This is a genomic window from Paraburkholderia acidisoli, assembly GCF_009789675.1.
GTDB lineage: Bacteria > Pseudomonadota > Gammaproteobacteria > Burkholderiales > Burkholderiaceae > Paraburkholderia > Paraburkholderia acidisoli.
Window position 1 is genome coordinate 102783 of the sequence record NZ_CP046916.1, and the last position, 19375, is coordinate 122157.

The window sequence follows — 19375 nt, forward strand, 5'->3', positions numbered from 1 at the left end:
CCGCCCACTCCCCTGCAATTTCGTCATCGCCAGGACGCCACGCCACTGGCGCGTGACCTATTTTTGCCCTTGTCGGGCTATCCCTTCGAGGAGATTGTATTGACAAGCCATGACCGGGACGACGTGCTGACTTCGTCTGCCCGCCCCGCACGCCGCTCGGCGAAAGACAAGAACAGCGACACGACTCAATTGGACGCAGGTTCGCAACTCGAAAAGCGCCAGCATCAAATGCGCGCGCTCATCAAGCTCGGCCGTGAACGCGGCTATTTGACGCACGCCGACATCAACGACCACCTGCCCGACAACTTCGCGCAGACGGCCGCGCTCGAAACCATCGTCGCGACGTTCAACGACATGGGCGTGCAGGTGTACGAACAGGCGCCCGACGCCGACACCCTGCTCCTGAACGAAGATTCGCGCGCCGACCAGCAAGCCGACGACGAAGCCGACGAAGAAGTCGAAGTCGCGCTCTCGACCGTCGACTCTGAATTCGGCCGCACGACCGACCCCGTGCGCATGTACATGCGTGAAATGGGTTCGAGCGAGCTGCTCACGCGCGCGGGCGAAATCGAAGTCGCCAAGCGCATCGAAGACGGCCTCCAGGAAATGATCCAGGCGATCGCGGCATGCCCGTCGATCGTCGCGACCATTCTTGCCGACGCCGACCGCGTGGCCGCTGAGGAAATGCGTATCGACGAACTCGTCGACGGCATCGGCAGCGACGAAGCCGCACAGGAACCCGCTTCGGCCGACGCCGACGCGGACGAGGAAGTCGAAGCGCAAGCCTCGGACGAAGAAGAATCGGACGATTCCGACGACGAAGACACCAGCGAAGCCGACAACGCCAAGGCGAACGAAGCGCTGCTGGCCCAGCTGAAAGCCGACAGTCTCGCGATTTTCGCGCGCGTGCGCACGCTGTTCGAGCAGATGAACTGCACGACGGACGCCAACGCGCGCGCGTCGGCCGCTGAAATGAAGATCTGCGCCGACATCCAGAAGGAACTGGCGCCGATCCGCTTCACGGCTCGCACCATCGACCGTCTGTGCGCGCTGCTGCAGGCGCAGGTCGCGCAGATTCGCGCGATCGAGCGCAATGTGCTGCACATCGTCGTCGACCGTTGCGGCATGCCGCGCGATGCGTTCGTCGCACAGTTCCCGGGTCATGAAACGGACCTCGAGTGGGGCGTGCGCGCCGCGGCGGCGTCGAACAAGTACGGTCCGTCGCTCGAACGCGCCCTGCCGGCGGTTCAGGCCGAGCAGCGCAAGCTCGCCGAGATCGAAGCGGCGGCCTCGCTGTCGCTGCAGCAGATCAAGGCGATCAATCGCCGCATGACGGCTGCCGAATCGAAGATGCGTCAGGCGAAGGGCGAGATGGTCAAGGCGAACCTGCGTCTCGTGATTTCGATCGCGAAGAAGTATGTGAACCGCGGCATGCAGTTCCTCGATCTGATCCAGGAAGGCAACATCGGCCTGATGAAGGCGGTGGACAAGTTCGAATACCGTCGTGGCTGGAAGTTCTCGACGTACGCGACGTGGTGGGTGCGTCAGGCGGTGACGCGTGCGCTGGCCGACCAGGCCCGTACGATCCGCGTGCCGGTGCACATGATCGAAACGATCAACAAGCTCAACCGCATCTCGCGCGAGATCCTGCAACAGACTGGCATGGAAGCGCATCCGGCCGATCTGGCTGCGCGCATGGGCATGACCGAAGAGAAGGTGCGCGGCATCCTCAAGATCGCCAAGCAACCGGTTTCGCTCGAAAGCCCGGTGGGCGACGACGGGGACGCGACGCTCGGCGACATGATCGAGGACGCAGGTTCGGCATCGCCGGCCGACGCCGCGATCCACGCCAACATGCGCGCTGCCATCGACGAAGCGCTCAAGGCGCTCTCGCCGCGCGAAGCGAAGGTGCTGCGTATGCGTTACGGCATCGACACGACGTCGGATCACACGCTCGAAGAAGTGGGCAAGCAATTCGACGTGACGCGCGAGCGGATTCGCCAGATCGAAAGCAAGGCAATGCGCAAGCTGATGCACCCGAGCCGCGCCGACAAGCTGCGGCCGTTCCTGGAGCGTTGATTCGCCGGGTTCGTTGTAGTTTTAGTGCGTAGTTGATGAAACAGCCGTCCTTTGGGGCGGCTGTTTTTTTATGTGTGCGATTTACGCGATTTCGAGCGTGGTTGGGATGCGTTTGTTATTGGCTTGTGCGTGCCAATATGGCAATTCGATATCGGCGGCAAACTTGTTGAATACCATGCGTCTGAATGCGGGTAAGCGCACCGGCATGAGGTATTGCCGTGCGGCGATTCGAGCGATGGGAGCGCGATAAGGAATTGAATTGCCGATGGATTGAAGTCAGTATCAATCCCGGTATCAGTGTGAGTTGTGAAAGCGGGATATTGAGACGCCATTGAAGAAATGGCTCGGTGTTGGGTTAGTCGGAAAAGCAAAAAAGCCGCCTCACCGGGCGGCTTTTTTGTATTCGTGCCGACGCTTGGATCGTGCACATTTCAGCGCCGTAAACACCGAAACCCCGGCACTCTTTCGGAGTTACCGGGGTTTCGACTTTACAGCATAAGGAGCCTGACGATTACCTACTTTCACACGGGCAATCCGCACTATCATCGGCGTGGAGTTGTTTCACGGTCCTGTTCGGGATGGGAAGGGGTGGGACCAACTCGCTATGGTCATCAGGCATGACGGGTTGCTGCGTCGCATTTATGGTGCGCCACAGCCAATCGGGAAGAAGCGTAAAGAGGTGCTGCTTAATTGGGGTTGTGTTGTTTCAGGCACAACAACGATCTCAACCGTGCGTGTTCTCCAAGATCCTGCACCTTGTGCAGGATGGGGCACCCTTCCGTGCTAACGCACTGGCGGCTGCCGGCACACACCTGTTATAGGATCAAGCCTTACGGGCAATTAGTATCAGTTAGCTTAACGCATTACTGCGCTTCCACACCTGACCTATCAACGTCCTGGTCTCGAACGACCCTTCAAGGGGATCTAGTCCCCGGGGAAGTCTCATCTTGAGGCGAGTTTCCCGCTTAGATGCTTTCAGCGGTTATCTCTTCCGAACATAGCTACCCGGCGATGCCACTGGCGTGACAACCGGTACACCAGAGGTTCGTCCACTCCGGTCCTCTCGTACTAGGAGCAGGCCCCCTCAAACTTCCAGCGCCCACGGCAGATAGGGACCAAACTGTCTCACGACGTTTTAAACCCAGCTCACGTACCTCTTTAAATGGCGAACAGCCATACCCTTGGGACCGGCTACAGCCCCAGGATGAGATGAGCCGACATCGAGGTGCCAAACACCGCCGTCGATATGAACTCTTGGGCGGTATCAGCCTGTTATCCCCAGAGTACCTTTTATCCGTTGAGCGATGGCCCTTCCATACAGAACCACCGGATCACTATGACCTGCTTTCGCACCTGTTCGACTTGTGGGTCTCACAGTCAAGCACGCTTATGCCATTGCACTATCAGCACGATTTCCGACCGTACCTAGCGTACCTTCGTACTCCTCCGTTACCCTTTGGGAGGAGACCGCCCCAGTCAAACTGCCTACCATGCACTGTCCCCGACCCGGATCACGGGCCAAGGTTAGAACCTCAAACAGATCAGGGTGGTATTTCAAGGACGGCTCCATGCAGACTAGCGTCCACACTTCACAGCCTCCCACCTATCCTACACAAACCGGTTCAAAGTCCAATGCAAAGCTACAGTAAAGGTTCATGGGGTCTTTCCGTCTAGCCGCGGGGAGATTGCATCATCACAAACACTTCAACTTCGCTGAGTCTCGGGAGGAGACAGTGTGGCCATCGTTACGCCATTCGTGCAGGTCGGAACTTACCCGACAAGGAATTTCGCTACCTTAGGACCGTTATAGTTACGGCCGCCGTTTACCGGGACTTCAATCAAGAGCTTGCACCCCATCATTTAATCTTCCGGCACCGGGCAGGCGTCACACCCTATACGTCCACTTTCGTGTTTGCAGAGTGCTGTGTTTTTATTAAACAGTCGCAGCCACCAGTTTATTGCAACCCCTTCACCCTCTGCGCGCAGGCGCATCAAGCTACAGGGGCGTACCTTATCCCGAAGTTACGGTACCAATTTGCCGAGTTCCTTCTCCCGAGTTCTCTCAAGCGCCTTAGAATACTCATCTCGCCCACCTGTGTCGGTTTGCGGTACGGTCAATGTGAAACTGAAGCTTAGAGGCTTTTCCTGGAACCCCTTCCGATTGCTTCGCAGCTCGAGGCCGCTCGCGCCACACCCTTGAATTGCGCACCCGGATTTGCCAAAGTGCCTTCTTCGATGCAGCGACCGGGACTTCCAACACCGGACAACCTTCCGCGATCCGTCCCCATCGCATTTCACACTGGTACAGGAATATTGACCTGTTTCCCATCAGCTACGCATTTCTGCCTCGCCTTAGGGGCCGACTCACCCTACGCCGATGAACGTTGCGTAGGAAACCTTGGGCTTACGGCGAGGGGGCCTTTCACCCCCTTTATCGCTACTCATGTCAGCATTCGCACTTCTGATACCTCCAGCGCACTTTCCAATGCACCTTCGCAGGCTTACAGAACGCTCTCCTACCATGCACATAAATGTGCATCCGCAGCTTCGGTATATGGCTTAGCCCCGTTACATCTTCCGCGCAGGACGACTCGATCAGTGAGCTATTACGCTTTCTTTAAAGGGTGGCTGCTTCTAAGCCAACCTCCTGACTGTTTTAGCCTTCCCACTTCGTTTCCCACTTAGCCATATTTGGGGACCTTAGCTGGCGGTCTGGGTTGTTTCCCTCTTGACACCGGACGTTAGCACCCGATGTCTGTCTCCCGTGATTGCACTCTTCGGTATTCGGAGTTTGCTATGGCGAAGTAATCCGCAATGGACCCTTCAACCATGACAGTGCTCTACCCCCGAAGGTGATACACGAGGCACTACCTAAATAGTTTTCGGAGAGAACCAGCTATTTCCAGGTTTGTTTAGCCTTTCACCCCTATCCACAGCTCATCCCCTAACTTTTCAACGTTAGTGGGTTCGGTCCTCCAGCACGTGTTACCGTGCCTTCAACATGGCCATGGATAGATCACCTGGTTTCGGGTCTACACCCAGCGACTGGACGCCCTGTTCGGACTCGCTTTCGCTACGCCTGCCCTATTCGGTTAAGCTTGCCACTGAATGTAAGTCGCTGACCCATTATACAAAAGGTACGCCGTCACCCCTTGCGAGGCTCCGACTGTTTGTATGCATGCGGTTTCAGGATCTATTTCACTCCCCTCCCGGGGTTCTTTTCGCCTTTCCCTCACGGTACTGGTTCACTATCGGTCGATCACGAGTATTTAGCCTTGGAGGATGGTCCCCCCATCTTCAGACAGGATTTCACGTGTCCCGCCCTACTTGTCGCATACCTAGTTCTTCCATTCCGTCTTCGCCTACGGGGCTATCACCCACTATGGCCGCACTTTCCAGAGCGTTTGGCTGACGGTACAGATAAAGAATGCAGGCTGGTCCCATTTCGCTCGCCACTACTTTGGGAATCTCGGTTGATTTCTTTTCCTGCGGCTACTTAGATGTTTCAGTTCGCCGCGTTCGCTTCGCATGACCTATGTATTCAGTCATGGATACTCCATACGGAGTGGGTTTCCCCATTCGGATATCGGTGGATCAAAGCTTGTTTGCCAGCTCCCCACCGCTTTTCGCAGGCTACCGCGTCCTTCATCGCCTGTGATCGCCAAGGCATCCACCACATGCACTTGTTCGCTTGACCCTATAACGGGTGTGTCTCTGTGTGATTGCTCACAGCGAGTCACGCGTTACAGGTTGAGTATTCGTGTTGCGCCGTATTTCAAGGCGATCTTTCGATCACTTAAAAATACATTGATACAATCACAACCCTGATTCACCTACTCGTGCCCATCTCTAGACACTTTCAGATGAATCTCTTTACTACTTCTTCCTGATTGTTAAAGAACGACAGCCGATATCAACGCATTACTGTGTTGTACCGCTCTGACTGGCTCAATCGCCAATGCTTAATACCCGGCTTGTGTTCAAACCGGACACTAGGCATTGAGGATTGGTGGAGGATGACGGGATCGAACCGACGACCCCCTGCTTGCAAAGCAGGTGCTCTCCCAGCTGAGCTAATCCCCCAGTCACTGCTACAACCCGGGGATCTGTCTCTGCCTTTCAGACAAAGTGGTGGGTCTGGATGGATTCGAACCATCGACCCCCGCCTTATCAAGACGGTGCTCTAACCGACTGAGCTACAGACCCCTGAGTCTGTCTTCTTTACAGCCGACAAGTGTGAGCGCTTAAAACGCAGTGAGCAGAAAGCTCTGGAAAGGAGGTGATCCAGCCGCACCTTCCGATACGGCTACCTTGTTACGACTTCACCCCAGTCATGAATCCTGCCGTGGTGACCGTCCTCCTTGCGGTTAGACTAGCCACTTCTGGCAAAACCCACTCCCATGGTGTGACGGGCGGTGTGTACAAGACCCGGGAACGTATTCACCGCGGCATGCTGATCCGCGATTACTAGCGATTCCAGCTTCACGCAGTCGAGTTGCAGACTGCGATCCGGACTACGATCGGTTTTCTGGGATTGGCTCCACCTCGCGGCTTGGCAACCCTCTGTTCCGACCATTGTATGACGTGTGAAGCCCTACCCATAAGGGCCATGAGGACTTGACGTCATCCCCACCTTCCTCCGGTTTGTCACCGGCAGTCTCCCCGAGTGCTCTTGCGTAGCAACTAGGGACAAGGGTTGCGCTCGTTGCGGGACTTAACCCAACATCTCACGACACGAGCTGACGACAGCCATGCAGCACCTGTGTTACGGCTCCCTTTCGGGCACTCCCGCCTCTCAGCAGGATTCCGTACATGTCAAGGGTAGGTAAGGTTTTCGCGTTGCATCGAATTAATCCACATCATCCACCGCTTGTGCGGGTCCCCGTCAATTCCTTTGAGTTTTAATCTTGCGACCGTACTCCCCAGGCGGTCAACTTCACGCGTTAGCTACGTTACTAAGGAAATGAATCCCCAACAACCAGTTGACATCGTTTAGGGCGTGGACTACCAAGGGTATCTAATCCTGTTTGCTCCCCACGCTTTCGTGCATGAGCGTCAGTATTGGCCCAGGGGGCTGCCTTCGCCATCGGTATTCCTCCACATCTCTACGCATTTCACTGCTACACGTGGAATTCTACCCCCCTCTGCCATACTCCAGCGATGCAGTCACCAATGCAGTTCCCAGGTTAAGCCCGGGGATTTCACATCGGTCTTACATCACCGCCTGCGCACGCTTTACGCCCAGTAATTCCGATTAACGCTTGCACCCTACGTATTACCGCGGCTGCTGGCACGTAGTTAGCCGGTGCTTATTCTTCCGGTACCGTCATCCCACCCGGATATTAGCCAGATGGTTTTCTTTCCGGACAAAAGTGCTTTACAACCCGAAGGCCTTCTTCACACACGCGGCATTGCTGGATCAGGGTTTCCCCCATTGTCCAAAATTCCCCACTGCTGCCTCCCGTAGGAGTCTGGGCCGTGTCTCAGTCCCAGTGTGGCTGGTCGTCCTCTCAGACCAGCTACGGATCGTCGCCTTGGTGGGCCTTTACCCCACCAACTAGCTAATCCGCCATCGGCCGCCCCTATAGCGCGAGGTCCGAAGATCCCCCGCTTTCATCCGTAGATCGTATGCGGTATTAATCCGGCTTTCGCCGGGCTATCCCCCACTACAGGACACGTTCCGATGTATTACTCACCCGTTCGCCACTCGCCACCAGGTGCAAGCACCCGTGCTGCCGTTCGACTTGCATGTGTAAGGCATGCCGCCAGCGTTCAATCTGAGCCAGGATCAAACTCTTCAGTTCAAACCTGTTACTGTTTTTCGGTTCTTTCGAACCGGTCGCTCACTCAAAGCTGACAGGAATTTGAATAAATTCAAAAACCTGACTTACTTTAGTGTGAGACTCTTGATACTTTTGCTTATCCTGAAGCGTTCCGGAGAACGTTTCAGGCCGCCACCGCATCAAGCGCCCACACTTATCGGCTGTAAATTTTTAAAGATCGATTCGCTGAAACCGCTGGCCAGTCGCAAACTGCTGCGCTACTGTCCGGCGTTTTCTGCGTTGCTGCGTCAGCAGCAGAGAAACGAGATTATGAAGAATCTTTTTCGTCTCGTCAACATCTTTTTTCGCTCACCGTTTAAAACCGGTACCTCAAGCGCAAAAATCTGCTGATCCGACCACCGCCCGTTTCGTGGCGGCTTCGCGGTTCCCGCTACGTCTGAACTGCGAAGGGGGCGAATCTTAGCGCCTCCCGCACGTACCTGCAAGCGCTTTCGCACGGCCAATAAAAAAGAGGCGCTGCGCGCCTCTGTCAACCCTACCCAGCCAACTCCGTCATCAAGACGATCCGCCTTTGGGCGGTCGCTTGAACATCGCTTTACATGGCGGCGATAACTCGTCGTAGTGCTGCTTCATGCACGCCGTGATCTTTTCCTTGTTCGGGATTTCGCTCGAGCAATAGTGGATCGCGTCGCCGCGACAGGCATGCTCCTGTTCGTCGCGCGACGCCGCCTGACTCGCCATTGCGAGCGTCAGGCCCACCAGCACTACACCCGCTTTCCCGATGCGTCGAGTCGCGTTCTTCATGGCGTTCGTCCTCGTAAAGTGCGTCGAGTTCGCCACTGCAAACCCTATTCCCGGCACGTCGATTGCAACGCTGCGCTGAATCCACCACGAGGCGCCGCGTCACGCGCGGCGATTACCCCATGAAGTCATCGATCCGATCCGTCATCGCCTTCGGCTGCGCCTGCGCGGCACTCACCGCGCCGCTCGCCGCGCGGGCCGACGACAGCGCCAGTCCATGCGCCGCACTCAAGCGCATCGTCGCGGCGGCGCCGCAGCACTTCGCCTCGCTGAATCCCGCCGATGGCCGCGCCGTCGCTCAACCGTATGGCGACGACGCCCAATGCGCGACCAGCGGGAAATCGTATCAATGCACGTGGAGCGCCCGCGACGCCGGATCGGGCACAAACGCGCTCGAAGGCGTGGGCGCCGACATCGCGTCGTGCCTGCCCGACGCCACGCACGATGGCAACGCGCCGGGTCGCCAGCACTTCTACCTCGGCGAGCGCGGCAGCCGCACCGAAATCACGGCGCAGACCGTCGGGGCGTCACGCGTCAAACTCAGCGTCACGCATCCTTAACCGACCCACGCATCACGACCGCGCAGGCGCCGCGGCGCTCCGTCGCGCCGCCTTGCCGCCACCCGCGCGCGCCGCGCCGCGTCGGCCCGTGAGCACGGTCTGGACGATCACGGCCGCGAGCAGGAACGCGCCGCTCGCGAGGTTCTGGTAATACGGGCTCAACGTGCCGACCTGATTGATGACGTTGTCGATCACGCCGAGCAGCAACACACCCGCGAGCGGCCCGGCCATCGTCCCCACGCCGCCCGTGAGCAACACGCCGCCGATCACCGCCGCGGCGATCGACTGCAATTCGTAGCCCGTCCCCGCCGCCGACAAACCGGAATCGAGGTGCGACGCGAGCAGCGCGCCCGACAGGCCGGCCAGCGCTCCCGACAAGCCGTACGCGAGAACCTTCACGCGCTCAACGCGCACGCCCAGCATGCGCGCCGCCTCCTCGTTGCCGCCAATCGCGAAGATCGCCGCGCCGAAACGCGTGTGATTGAGCAGCACCGCGCCGAGCCCATAGACCACGACCAGCACCCAGATCAGATTGCTGATGCCGAAAATCGAGCCATTGGCGATACGCGTGAAGAAGCCGGGGTTCGCGATCAGCAGATCCTGGCTCGCGAGCACGAGCGCCAAACCCTTGAGCCCGAGCAAGGCCGCGAGCGTGACGATGAACGGCGCCATGCGCGCCCGCGCGATCAGCAGACCATTGCCGATGCCGATGACAAAACCCGCCGCCACCGGCGCGAGCATCGCCGCGCCCCAGCCGTAGGGCGCGGCATAGGCGGCGATCACGGTGCCGAGCCCCACCATCGAGCCGACCGACAGATCGAAGCCGCCCAGAATGATGACGAGACTTTGTCCCACGGCGACGAGCCCGAGGAACGCGCTGTTCGAGACGATATCCGCGAGATTCGAGGGGCGCAGGAAGTCGGGGAACACGCCGCCCGCGATCAGCGCGACGACCACGAGCATCGCGATCGCGCCGCGCGACTGCACGAGCGCGATCAGCTGCGCGCGCCGGTTCGCGGCGGGCGCGGCCGTCGGATCCGCGTTGGAAGAGGTCACGTTGGCCATCGCTTCAAGCTCCCGAGCGTTGCAGATACAGCGCGACGACGATAAACACGGCCTTGAGGATCTGCGCGTAAGTAAAGCTGATGTTGTTCATGATGAAGCTCGCGTCGAGGACCTGCAGCAGCAGCACGCCGAACACCGCGCCGACGATCGAGATGCGGCCGCCCGAGAGCGGGGTGCCGCCGATCACCGAGGCGGCGATCGCGTCGAGTTCGAAATTCACGCCCACGTAGTTCGGGTCCGAGGCGCCGAGCCGCGACGAGGCGAACAGACCGGCCAGCCCGGCGAGCGTGCCGCTCACGGCGTAGACGAGAAACAGCGTGCGCCGCACCGGAATGCCGGCAAGAAACGCCGCGCCGCGGCTCGCGCCGACCAGGATCGCGTAGCGCCCGAAGGTCGTGCGCCGCACCACGAATGCCACGACCGCCGCGAGTGCGAGCGCGATCAGCATGATGATCGGCACCGGGCCGACCGTGCCCGCGCCGAGCAGATCGAACGCCGGTGCGTCGGGCAGATTCACGCGCGAGCCGCCAAGCAGCGCCTGCGCCAGCCCGCGTGCGGCCACCAGCAAGGCGAGGCCGGAAATCAGCGGATCGATGGCGAGCACCGCGACGAGGAAGCCGTTCCACAAGCCCACCAGCGCGCCCACCGCGACCGAGCCGACCAGCGCCGGGCCGATGCCGTAAGGCAGGAACACGGCGACCGAAGCGCTGGCGAGCGCCATCACCGAGCCGACCGAGAGGTCGATACCGCGCGTGGCGATCGCGAGATTCTGGCCGAGCGCGATCAGCACGATCGGCGCGGCTTCGAACAGCAGGCTGCGCGCGGCGAACGGATTCGAAAAGCCCGGCGTCACGATCAGATTGAACACGACGAGCGCCGCGAGCGCGAAGTACACGCTGTGCTCGCGCAGCACGGTGCGCCAGGCGCCGCCACCGCCCGGATTCGTGGATTGCGGCGACCGCGGAGATTGCGGCGCCTGCGGAGGTGTCGAGGGGCTCAAGCGTTCCTCGTTGGTTTCGAGATTGATCGCCATCGGAACGGTCGTCGAGTGAGGCCGGTTTCGCGAGCGGCCCGTTCAGGCCTTGTCCGCGCCGGCCGGGTTGCGGGTTGCGCCGACGTCGCGGGTTGCGCTCACGTCGCGGCTGTCGTTGGCGTCGCCGGCCAGCACGGCCAGCACGTCGTCGGGGTTGGCGCCCGCCGTCGGCATGCCGCCTTGCGTCGCGCCCTCGTTGAGCACCACGAGGCGGTCGGTCAGCGCGAGCAGTTCTTCCATTTCGGACGACGTGACCACGACGGCGAGCCCGTCGCGCGCGAGTTCCTGCACCACGCGATGCACTTCTTCCTTCGCGCCCACGTCGATGCCGCGCGTGGGATCGTCGAGCAGCAGCACGGTGGGTTGCGTGGAAAGGCAGCGCGCGATCAGCGCCTTCTGCTGGTTGCCGCCCGAGAGTGTGGTGATGAGCGCGTTCGGGCCGGCCGTCTTGATGCCGAGCCGTTCGATCGCCTCGCGCACGACCTGCGCTTCCTTCGCGCGCGAAATGAAGCCGAAGCGCGAGATGCGCGGCAGCAGACTCGCGACGATGTTCTCGCCCACCGACAAGCGCGGGAAGATGCCTTCCGAGCGGCGGTCTTCGGAGAGGAACGCGAGACCGCGCGCGATCGAACGCGCCGGCGTGGCATGCGTGAGCGCGCGCCCTGCGATATCGACATCGCCCGCATCGGCCTTCTGCGCGCCGAAGATCGTCTTGAACGTTTCCGTGCGGCCCGAGCCGAGCAGACCGGCCAGTCCGACAATTTCCTTGCGCGCGACCTTGAGCGACACGTCGCGCACGCGGTTGCCCCATTGCAAACGGTCGACCGCGAGCGCGGGCGCGGCGTCGGCGGTGTCGGCGCTGCCCGAACGCTCGGTCCAGGCGTGTTCGCCCGAGCTTTCGCGGCCGAGCATCGCGGCGATCAACGCGGCGCGCGGCAATTCTTCGGGCGTGCCCGTGCGCACCACGGCGCCGTCGCGCATCACCGTGAATCGATCGCAGAGCCGGTAGCACTCGGAAAGCCGGTGGCTCACGAACAGCAGCGCGATGCCTTCCGCGCGCAGCCGGTCCACCACGTCGAACAACACGTCGACTTCCGCGCTGCTGAGCGCCGACGTGGGTTCGTCGAGAATCAACACGCGCGCGCCGAGCGACACGCCGCGCGCGAGCGACACCATCTGCTGCGCGCCAAGCCCCAGCGAACCGAGCCGCGCCGCCGGATCGACGGACAGGCGGTAGCGCTGCACGATCTCGGCGGCACGCTCCAGCATGCGCTTGCGATCGACGAGCACGCCAAAGCGCTTGGGCTCGTGACACAGAAAAATATTGTCGGCGACGCTGCGCTCGGGAATCAGGTTGATTTCCTGATACACGGCGCACACGCCCGCGTTCTGCGCGCCGCGCGGGCTGTCGAACGTGACGCTCTTGCCGTCGAGCGTGAGCGCGCCGGTATCGGGCTGATGAAACCCGGTCAGCACCTTGATGAGCGTCGATTTCCCGGCGCCGTTCTCGCCGACGAGGCCGTGCACCTCGCCCGCGCGCAGCGTGAGCGACACGTCGCGCAGCGCGCGCACCACGCCGAAAGTCCTGGAAACACCGCGCGTTTCGAGCACGGCGCGCGGCGTGGCGGAGGAGGTGGCGGCGCTCGTCGTCATCGTGTGGCCGCGGCTCAGTAGACCTTGCCCGCCGCGAGCGACTGCTTCGCGTTGGTCTTGTCGAAGAGTGCGTCGTCCATGATCTGCTTCTGCGGCACCGGCTTGCCCGCGAGGTAGTCTTCGAGCGACTTGAAGGCGAGCGGGCCGAAGCGCGGGTTCGTCTCCACGTCGGCGGCGACGGTGCCCTGGGCGATGCCGTTGACGATTTCCTTGGTGCCGTCGATCGACACGATCGTCACGCCCTTGAGCTTGCCGGCCTGGCGCAGCGCCGTGATCGCGCCGACCGTCATCGTGTCGGCGTGGGTGTAGACGGCGTTGACGTCCGGGTGCGCGAGCAGGATCTGCTCCATCACCTTCTGCGCTTCGGTCGTCGACCAGTTGGCCGTTTGCGCCGCAGCGATCTTCATGTTCGGGTACGCCTTCAGGCCGTTCGCGAAGCCGTCGGTGCGCTGGCTTTCCACCGTGTTGCCGTAGCCGCCCTGGATTTCGGCGATAACCGCCTTGCCGCCCGTGGCGTCGGCGAGCGCCTTGGCCGCGCGTTCGCCCTGCTTGTAGAAGTCGGAGCCGAGGAAGGTGATGAAGTCGTCGCAGACCGTGCCCGCCGTCTGACGGTCGATCGTCACGACCGGAATGCCCTTGGCGCGCGCCTGCGCGAACGCCGGTTGCAGGCCGGTCGAGTCGTTCGGCGCGACGATCAGCGCTTCGGCGCCCTGATTGATCATGCTTTCGATGTCGGCGACCTGCTTCGCCTGGTTCGCGTTGGCGTTCGTGTAGAGCAGGCGTTTGACGCCCGCGGCCTTGGCGGCGGCGCGCACGGAGGCGGTTTCGGTCGCGCGGAACGGATTCTGTTCGTTCTCCGACTGCGAGAAGCCCACCACCATGTCGCTGAGCTTCTTGCCGCCCGGCTTGGCGATCGTGCAGGTTTCGTTGGAGTTCGACTGGACCTTCTGCGCGCCGCTGTCCTGCGCGTAAGCGCTGGCGGCGAACGCGCTGGCGACGCACAGGCCGGCAGCGAGGAAGGCGGACTGAATACGATGATGACGCATGGCTGTCTCCGTGAGTGACATATACGGTGCGGGTTCCACACCCGCCCTGGGTCTTGTTTTCTTTCTTCAATGCCCCGGAGCACTGCGCCACGCACTGCGCCGGATTATTACGGCCACTGCTCAACTAATATTACCAGTCAATTTTCACCAATATTAATGAGGGTATTCACGGGGTCGGCGCTGCTTGGCGCGCACACCGAGGTACGCTCGATGAGCGGTCCGTCGAGCTTCACGGTGCGGCGGCGCACGGGCGCGCCCGCGTCGCGGTTCTGCTCTTCCTGGAGCAGCGTCTCCACGGCCCAGCGGCCGAGTTCGTAGTTGGGCAGCACCACGGTCGTGAGCGGCGGATGCGTGTGGCGCGCGATTTCCTGGTCGTCGTAACCCATCACCGACACGTCTTCAGGCACGCGCAGCCCGAGCTGCTTGAGCGCTTCGATCGCACCGATCGCCGTGAGGTCGTTCGCGCAGAAAATGGCCGTGGGCGGATTGGGCTCGCGCATGAGCGACAGCGTGAGTTCGAAGCCTTTGCCTGAACTCCAGTCGCCGTCGCGCACGAGGCGTTCGTCGTACAACAAATCGGCCGTGGCGAGCGCCTGCCGATAGCCCTTGAGACGGTCCTTCGCCGCGTCCTGCCACGTTTCGCCGTTGATGAAACCGATGCGCCGGTGCCCCGCCTCGATCAGATATTCCGTGGCGGTGTGGCCGCCCGCCACCTCGGCCGGCACGACCGAAGAGAGCGCGTGGTCCGACGCGTAGCAGTTGAGCAGCACGGCCGGCACCTTGAGCAGCGCGGGCGGCACCGTGACGCGGCGGGTGTAGACGGTGGCGTAGATCACGCCTAGCACGTTCGGCATGAGGAGCGTCTGCAGCACGTGCTGCTCCATTTGCGCGTTGCCGTGGGTCGAGAACACGGCGAGCAGACAACCGTTGTTCCAGGCGGCGTCGCGCGCGCCGTCGATGCTCACCACGGGATGCGGGCTGGTCGAGACTTCGTCGGCGATATAGACGATCAGGTTGCGCTCGCCGGCCGGCGCGGGCGTTTGCGCGGCGCGCACGGTGAGCTGGTAGCCGAGCGACTGCGCCACGTCGTTGACCTTGCGGCGCGTGGCTTCGGAGAGTTTCGCGCCGACCGCGCCGTTGAGCACGAGCGACACCGTGGATTGCGACACGCCCGCGGCCTTCGCGATGTCGGTCATGGTGGGGCGGCGCTGGGTCGATTTTTTCATCGGTATGAGAGCTGGCGATCAGCGGTGCACTAAGACTGTGGACGCGCTGCGCGGTCGGATGCCGCGCTGTTGGGCCGAAGCGTAGCACTAATAATTAGCATCATCAATTGACGTATGTCGCTATTTTTTTACCTCGGCTGCAACGTACTTATCGGTCTATATTAACGATTATTAGTAATAAATTCGTTAGACAGGAGGATGCCCTGTTGACCCCCCGCCCGACCGCTCCCCAAGCTATTTCGCCGGCCGCCACGCCATCGTCCCCGTCGCATTCGGGCGCGGCGCCCGAGCCTTTCGACGCCGCCGCGCTCGACGACGGCCAGCTGGTCACGCTCACCCACGGCAATGCGCGCGTGCTCGTCGCGCCGCACGTGGGCGGTTCGATCGCGGCGTTCTACGACGAAAACGGCGGCGCAGGAATGGAAGCGCCGTTCCACTGGCTGCGCCCCGCCACGCGCGCGGCGATCGACGCCCGCGATCCGCTCGGCATGGCGAGTTTCCCGCTGATGCCGTATTGCAACCGTATCCGCGACGGACGTTTTCGCTTCGAAGGCGAGATGATCGACCTGCCGAGCGGCACCGGCCAGTTGCGCCACGCGCTGCACGGCCATGCATGGCGCCGGCCGTGGACGGTGGAAGCGCGCACGGAAAATTCGCTCACGCTGCATTTCCTGCACGAGCCCGACACCGGGCACGGCGCCGCGCACGACGCGGCGCCCGGTGGCAAAGGCTGGCCGTTCCGTTACGAAGCGCGTCAGCACATCGTCCTCGACGACACCGGCCTGAGCGTGCGGCTCTGGGCGCGCAACCTGGCCACGCGGCCGATGCCGTTCGGCTTCGGCCATCATCCGTACTATCCGCGCACCCCCGGCACGCGCATTGCCGCGCGGGTGCGCGCGATGTGGGAAATCGACGCCGAGGTGCTGCCGGTCTCGCTCAACGCGCATCCGGCCGTCGATGCGCTCCAGGCCGGTCTCGTCCTCGACGATTTCGATCTCGATAACAATTTCTCCGGCTGGCGCCGCGAAGCGCTGATCGAATGGCCGCAGCACGCGCGCCGTCTCATGCTGCGCGCGAGCGCGCCGCTCGACTTTTTCGTGCTGTTCAGCCCGCCCGACATTCCGTACTTCTGCGCGGAGCCGGTCAGCAATACGACGGACTGGCTCAATCTGACGCACGCGGGCGCGGCCGAGCGCATCGACGTGGGCGGCACGGTACTCGCGCCGGGCGAGACCATCGAAGCGCAGCTCGCGTGGTTGCCGGAGCGCGGCTGACACCACGAGCGCGCCGCGCCGGTCCACGACCTGAAGACCAGCTCGGCGCTCTGCCGGCCCACCGCATTCGCGTGCGTCGGCTGAAACAGGCTGTTAGTTGCATCAAGCACGCCCCCGACCGCGCGCGCGGCAGTTAATATTCCTGATTGCCAGTACAGAAACAGCGGCCCGCCACGGCAGCCGCCTCATAACGACAATCAGGAGACACTCATGGACAGCCCGCGCGCCGTCGACGTCCAGACGTTCATCAACGAGCATCCGTTCTCGCCGTTCCAGTGGTTCATCTTCGCGATGTGCTTCGTTATCGTCCTGCTCGACGGTTTCGACACGGCCGCGATCGGTTTCATCGCGCCTTCGCTGCTCGGCGAATGGGGCATCGCCAAACCCGCGCTCGCGCCCGTGCTGAGCGCCGCGCTGTTCGGCCTGGCGTGCGGCGCACTCGCGTCCGGCCCGCTGTCCGACCGCATCGGACGCCGCACCATCCTGCTCGGCTCCGTGCTGCTGTTCGGCGTGGCGTGTCTCGCCTCGTCGTTTTCGTCGAGCATCGGCCAGCTCACCTGGCTGCGCTTCGTCACCGGCGTGGGCCTCGGCGCGGCCATGCCCAACGCGGTCACGATGATGGGCGAGTTCTGCCCCGACCGCCGTCGCGCGACCGTCATCAACCTCATGTTCTGCGGCTTCCCGCTGGGCGCGGCGTGCGGCGGCTTTCTCGCCGCGTGGATGATCCCGCACTTCGGCTGGCGCAGCGTGCTCGTGCTCGGCGGCGTGACGCCGCTCGTGCTGGCCGTGCCGCTCTTCCTGCGCATGCCGGAATCGGTGCGCTATAGGGTCGCCAATCATCACCCGGCCGAGCGCATTCGCGCGGCGCTCGCGCGCATTTCGCCCGACGCCGCCCGCGCGCAGGTGTTCGCGATGAGCGAAAACGCGCCGCAGACGCAAGGCAAAGGCCTCGGGGTCGTGCTCTCGCCCGCCTATCTGATCGGCTCGGTGATGTTGTGGATCGCGTACTTCATGGGCCTCGTGATCTTCTACGCGTCGATCAACTGGATGCCGCTGCTGCTCAAGGACGCCGGCCTGACGCCCGCGAACGCCACGCTCGTTTCCGCGCTGTTCCCGCTCGGCGGCGTGGGCGCGGTGCTGTGCGGCGTGCTGATGGACCGCTTCAACGCGAACCGCATCATCGCCGTGTGCTATGCGCTCACCGCGCTGTCCGTGTGGGCGATCGGCCAGGCCGTGGGCAACGTGGGCGCGCTCGTGCTCGTGGTGTTCGTGGCCGGCGTGCTGATGAATACGGCGCAGTCGTCGCTGCCCGCGCTCGCGGCCGCGTTCTACCCAACGCAAGGGCGCGGCACGGGCGTCGCGTGGATGCTCGGCATCGGCCGCTTCGGCGGTATTGCGGGATCGTTTCTGGTGGCGGAATTGACGCGCCGCCACTTCACGTTCGCGGGCATCTTTTCGACGGTCGCCGTGGCCGGACTGATCGCTGGCGCGGCGTTGCTGATCAAGCAGGCCGCGCGGCCGCAGGAAAGCGGCAGCGACACGGCGAAAAAGGCCTCGTTCGGCCACTGAGGCCGGTTTGAATCGATCTTCGCCCGGGGTTCGCGGGCATCGCGCCGCGTGGGATCGCGGTGCGATGCGTCGATGCGTCGATCAGAACAGCGGCAGCGGACGGCTCGCGGGTGCGCCCGGCACCGCGGCGTTCGCCACGCCGGAGACGGCCGTCGAGAACGTCCACGTCACGTCGATGGGACGCGTTTGCGAGGCGCTCGTCAACGTGCCGGTCACGTGCACGATGTAGGTCGTATTGGCGGCGAGCGGCGAATAAGGCACGCACAGCGCGCCGTTCGACAGCTCGTCGGGAGCGGTCTGCGGCGTTTGCGCGAGGCACGGCACGTTGTTGCCGCTCGCGTCCGTGATCGTGAAGCTGACCGAGCTGAGGCTCGTCTGGAAGCCACCTTCGATCGTCACGGGGTAACCCACCGTCGTCATTTCGTACTGCGTAGCACCTGCGAACGGATTCGGCGATTCGTTGGCGAACCAGCTCGTGGGCGCGCCCTTCTGACCCGGATACGGATACGCGACGAGCGACGTGGACGACATCGTGCCCGAGAGATTGCCGAGGTCGATATTGAAGGCTTCCCAGCTCGCGTTCTGCGAGGTGGCCACGCCCATCGTCTTGAAGTCGTCGAGCATGATGATGCGGTGATACGGCGCATCGAACAGGGTCTCGACCGGCGAAAGGCTGTTGGCGAACGCGGCGGGCTGGCCGGCCACGACCACTTCGCCGGTTTGCGCGTAGCTGCCTTCGGCTTCGATGCGCGTGAACGGATCGGCGCCGGTGAAGCCGGCCTTGCCTGCCGTTTCCGTGTGACCATACGCCTGGTTATCGACGAGATAGGTCGCGTGATCGAGCGACGAAGTCGTGAGGCCCGCATCGCTCGGGACCGTGGCGATGCCAAGGTTCTGGCGCATGGTGTTGAGCCAGGCGGTGCCGTCCGTCGTGGGATTGCCGCTTGCCGTGGGCAAGGCCGCGAGCGTGGTCGCCGGGGAAATGATCGTTGCCGAACCGGCGGCGGCGCTCAATGTCGCGACCGTCGTGCTCGTCGTGCCGCTGCCGCCCGACGCGTTGCCAACGGCAACGCTGCTCGAGCCGCCCGACGTGTTCGACGCGCTACCCGACGATCCGCCGCCGCCGCCGCAAGCGGCGAGCAACGCGAGAGAGGAAACGGAGAGTGCGCCGAGTTTGAAACTGGAAAACCGCATGACATGCCTTTGAGTGGTTGCTGGGTGACGCCGGGTCCCAAAAGCGGTGATGCGTTTTCTTCGACGAAAACATCCGCGCCGCGCGAACCACG

13 protein-coding genes, 2 tRNA genes and 3 rRNA genes are annotated in these 19375 nt (G+C 62.4%); 6 read left to right on the forward strand and 12 right to left on the reverse strand.

Annotated features, from left to right (window positions below; all coding sequences use genetic code 11):
* Positions 1–99 precede the first annotated feature (99 nt).
* A complete protein-coding gene (rpoD, locus tag FAZ98_RS29055; protein ID WP_158958566.1) occupies positions 100–2079 on the forward strand; it encodes an RNA polymerase sigma factor RpoD in 1980 nt (659 codons plus the stop codon).
* A 502-nt stretch (positions 2080–2581) separates the two neighbouring features.
* Here the strand turns inward: rpoD and rrf are convergent.
* The 5 genes from rrf to FAZ98_RS29080 form a co-directional block, all read right to left on the reverse strand.
* Positions 2582–2695: ribosomal RNA gene (gene rrf, locus FAZ98_RS29060) — 5S ribosomal RNA — on the reverse strand.
* A gap of 203 nt (positions 2696–2898) precedes the next feature.
* Positions 2899–5776: ribosomal RNA gene (locus FAZ98_RS29065) — 23S ribosomal RNA — on the reverse strand.
* A gap of 310 nt (positions 5777–6086) precedes the next feature.
* Positions 6087–6162: transfer RNA gene (locus FAZ98_RS29070), tRNA-Ala, on the reverse strand.
* A 46-nt stretch (positions 6163–6208) separates the two neighbouring features.
* Positions 6209–6285, reverse strand: a tRNA-Ile gene (locus tag FAZ98_RS29075).
* 66 nt (positions 6286–6351) lie between these two features.
* A 16S ribosomal RNA gene (locus FAZ98_RS29080) occupies positions 6352–7883 on the reverse strand.
* Together the 16S, 23S and 5S rRNA genes with 2 tRNA genes alongside form the textbook arrangement of a ribosomal RNA operon.
* A 60-nt stretch (positions 7884–7943) precedes the next feature.
* Between FAZ98_RS29080 and FAZ98_RS29085 the strand changes: the two genes are divergently transcribed.
* Positions 7944–8252, forward strand: a complete 309-nt coding sequence (locus tag FAZ98_RS29085; RefSeq protein WP_158956801.1) for a hypothetical protein — start codon at positions 7944–7946, stop codon at positions 8250–8252.
* Positions 8253–8417: 165 nt separating this feature from the next.
* Here the strand turns inward: FAZ98_RS29085 and FAZ98_RS29090 are convergent, their stop codons facing one another.
* A complete protein-coding gene (locus tag FAZ98_RS29090; protein ID WP_407672156.1) occupies positions 8418–8666 on the reverse strand; it encodes a hypothetical protein in 249 nt (82 codons plus the stop codon).
* A 119-nt stretch (positions 8667–8785) separates the two neighbouring features.
* On the opposite strand from FAZ98_RS29090, the gene FAZ98_RS29095 reads away from it, so the two are divergent.
* Positions 8786–9223, forward strand: coding sequence for a hypothetical protein (locus FAZ98_RS29095; RefSeq protein ID WP_158956803.1), 438 nt, complete (start codon positions 8786–8788; stop codon positions 9221–9223).
* A 12-nt stretch (positions 9224–9235) separates the two neighbouring features.
* On the opposite strand, the gene FAZ98_RS29100 is transcribed toward FAZ98_RS29095, so the two are convergent.
* From FAZ98_RS29100 to FAZ98_RS29120, 5 genes are all read right to left on the reverse strand, one after another.
* Complete coding sequence (locus FAZ98_RS29100) at positions 9236–10279, reverse strand: ABC transporter permease (RefSeq protein ID WP_233273003.1); 1044 nt, start codon at positions 10277–10279, stop codon at positions 9236–9238.
* 13 nt (positions 10280–10292) lie between these two features.
* Positions 10293–11321, reverse strand: a complete 1029-nt coding sequence (locus FAZ98_RS29105) for an ABC transporter permease (RefSeq protein WP_158956807.1) — start codon at positions 11319–11321, stop codon at positions 10293–10295.
* Between the two features lie 42 nt (positions 11322–11363).
* Positions 11364–12974 carry a sugar ABC transporter ATP-binding protein gene (locus FAZ98_RS29110; RefSeq protein ID WP_158956809.1) on the reverse strand — a complete coding sequence of 537 codons (1611 nt, stop codon included), beginning with the start codon at positions 12972–12974 and terminating at the stop codon, positions 11364–11366.
* Positions 12975–12988: 14 nt separating this feature from the next.
* Positions 12989–14020: an ABC transporter substrate-binding protein gene (locus tag FAZ98_RS29115; RefSeq protein WP_158956811.1), complete on the reverse strand. Its 1032-nt coding sequence runs from the start codon at positions 14018–14020 to the stop codon at positions 12989–12991.
* A 137-nt stretch (positions 14021–14157) separates the two neighbouring features.
* Entirely contained in the window at positions 14158–15246 is a 1089-nt protein-coding gene (locus FAZ98_RS29120) for a LacI family DNA-binding transcriptional regulator (protein ID WP_158956813.1), read from the reverse strand.
* A gap of 323 nt (positions 15247–15569) precedes the next feature.
* Here FAZ98_RS29120 and FAZ98_RS29125 point away from each other — a divergent pair, with 323 nt between their 5' ends.
* Together FAZ98_RS29125 and FAZ98_RS29130 are read left to right on the forward strand one after the other, a co-directional pair.
* The gene (locus FAZ98_RS29125) at positions 15570–16520 is read left to right on the forward strand and encodes an aldose 1-epimerase (protein WP_158958570.1); all 951 of its coding nucleotides are present in this window, start codon (positions 15570–15572) and stop codon (positions 16518–16520) included.
* Between the two features lie 210 nt (positions 16521–16730).
* A complete protein-coding gene (locus FAZ98_RS29130) occupies positions 16731–18089 on the forward strand; it encodes an MFS transporter (RefSeq protein ID WP_158956815.1) in 1359 nt (452 codons plus the stop codon).
* A gap of 81 nt (positions 18090–18170) precedes the next feature.
* On the opposite strand, the gene FAZ98_RS29135 is transcribed toward FAZ98_RS29130, so the two are convergent.
* Entirely contained in the window at positions 18171–18992 is an 822-nt protein-coding gene (locus tag FAZ98_RS29135; RefSeq protein ID WP_158956816.1) for a CAP domain-containing protein, read from the reverse strand.
* Here FAZ98_RS29135 and FAZ98_RS29140 point away from each other — a divergent pair.
* Complete coding sequence (locus tag FAZ98_RS29140) at positions 18991–19296, forward strand: hypothetical protein (protein WP_158956818.1); 306 nt, start codon at positions 18991–18993, stop codon at positions 19294–19296. The two genes, FAZ98_RS29135 and FAZ98_RS29140, sit on opposite strands and share 2 nt — an antisense overlap.
* Positions 19297–19375: the final 79 nt, after the last annotated feature.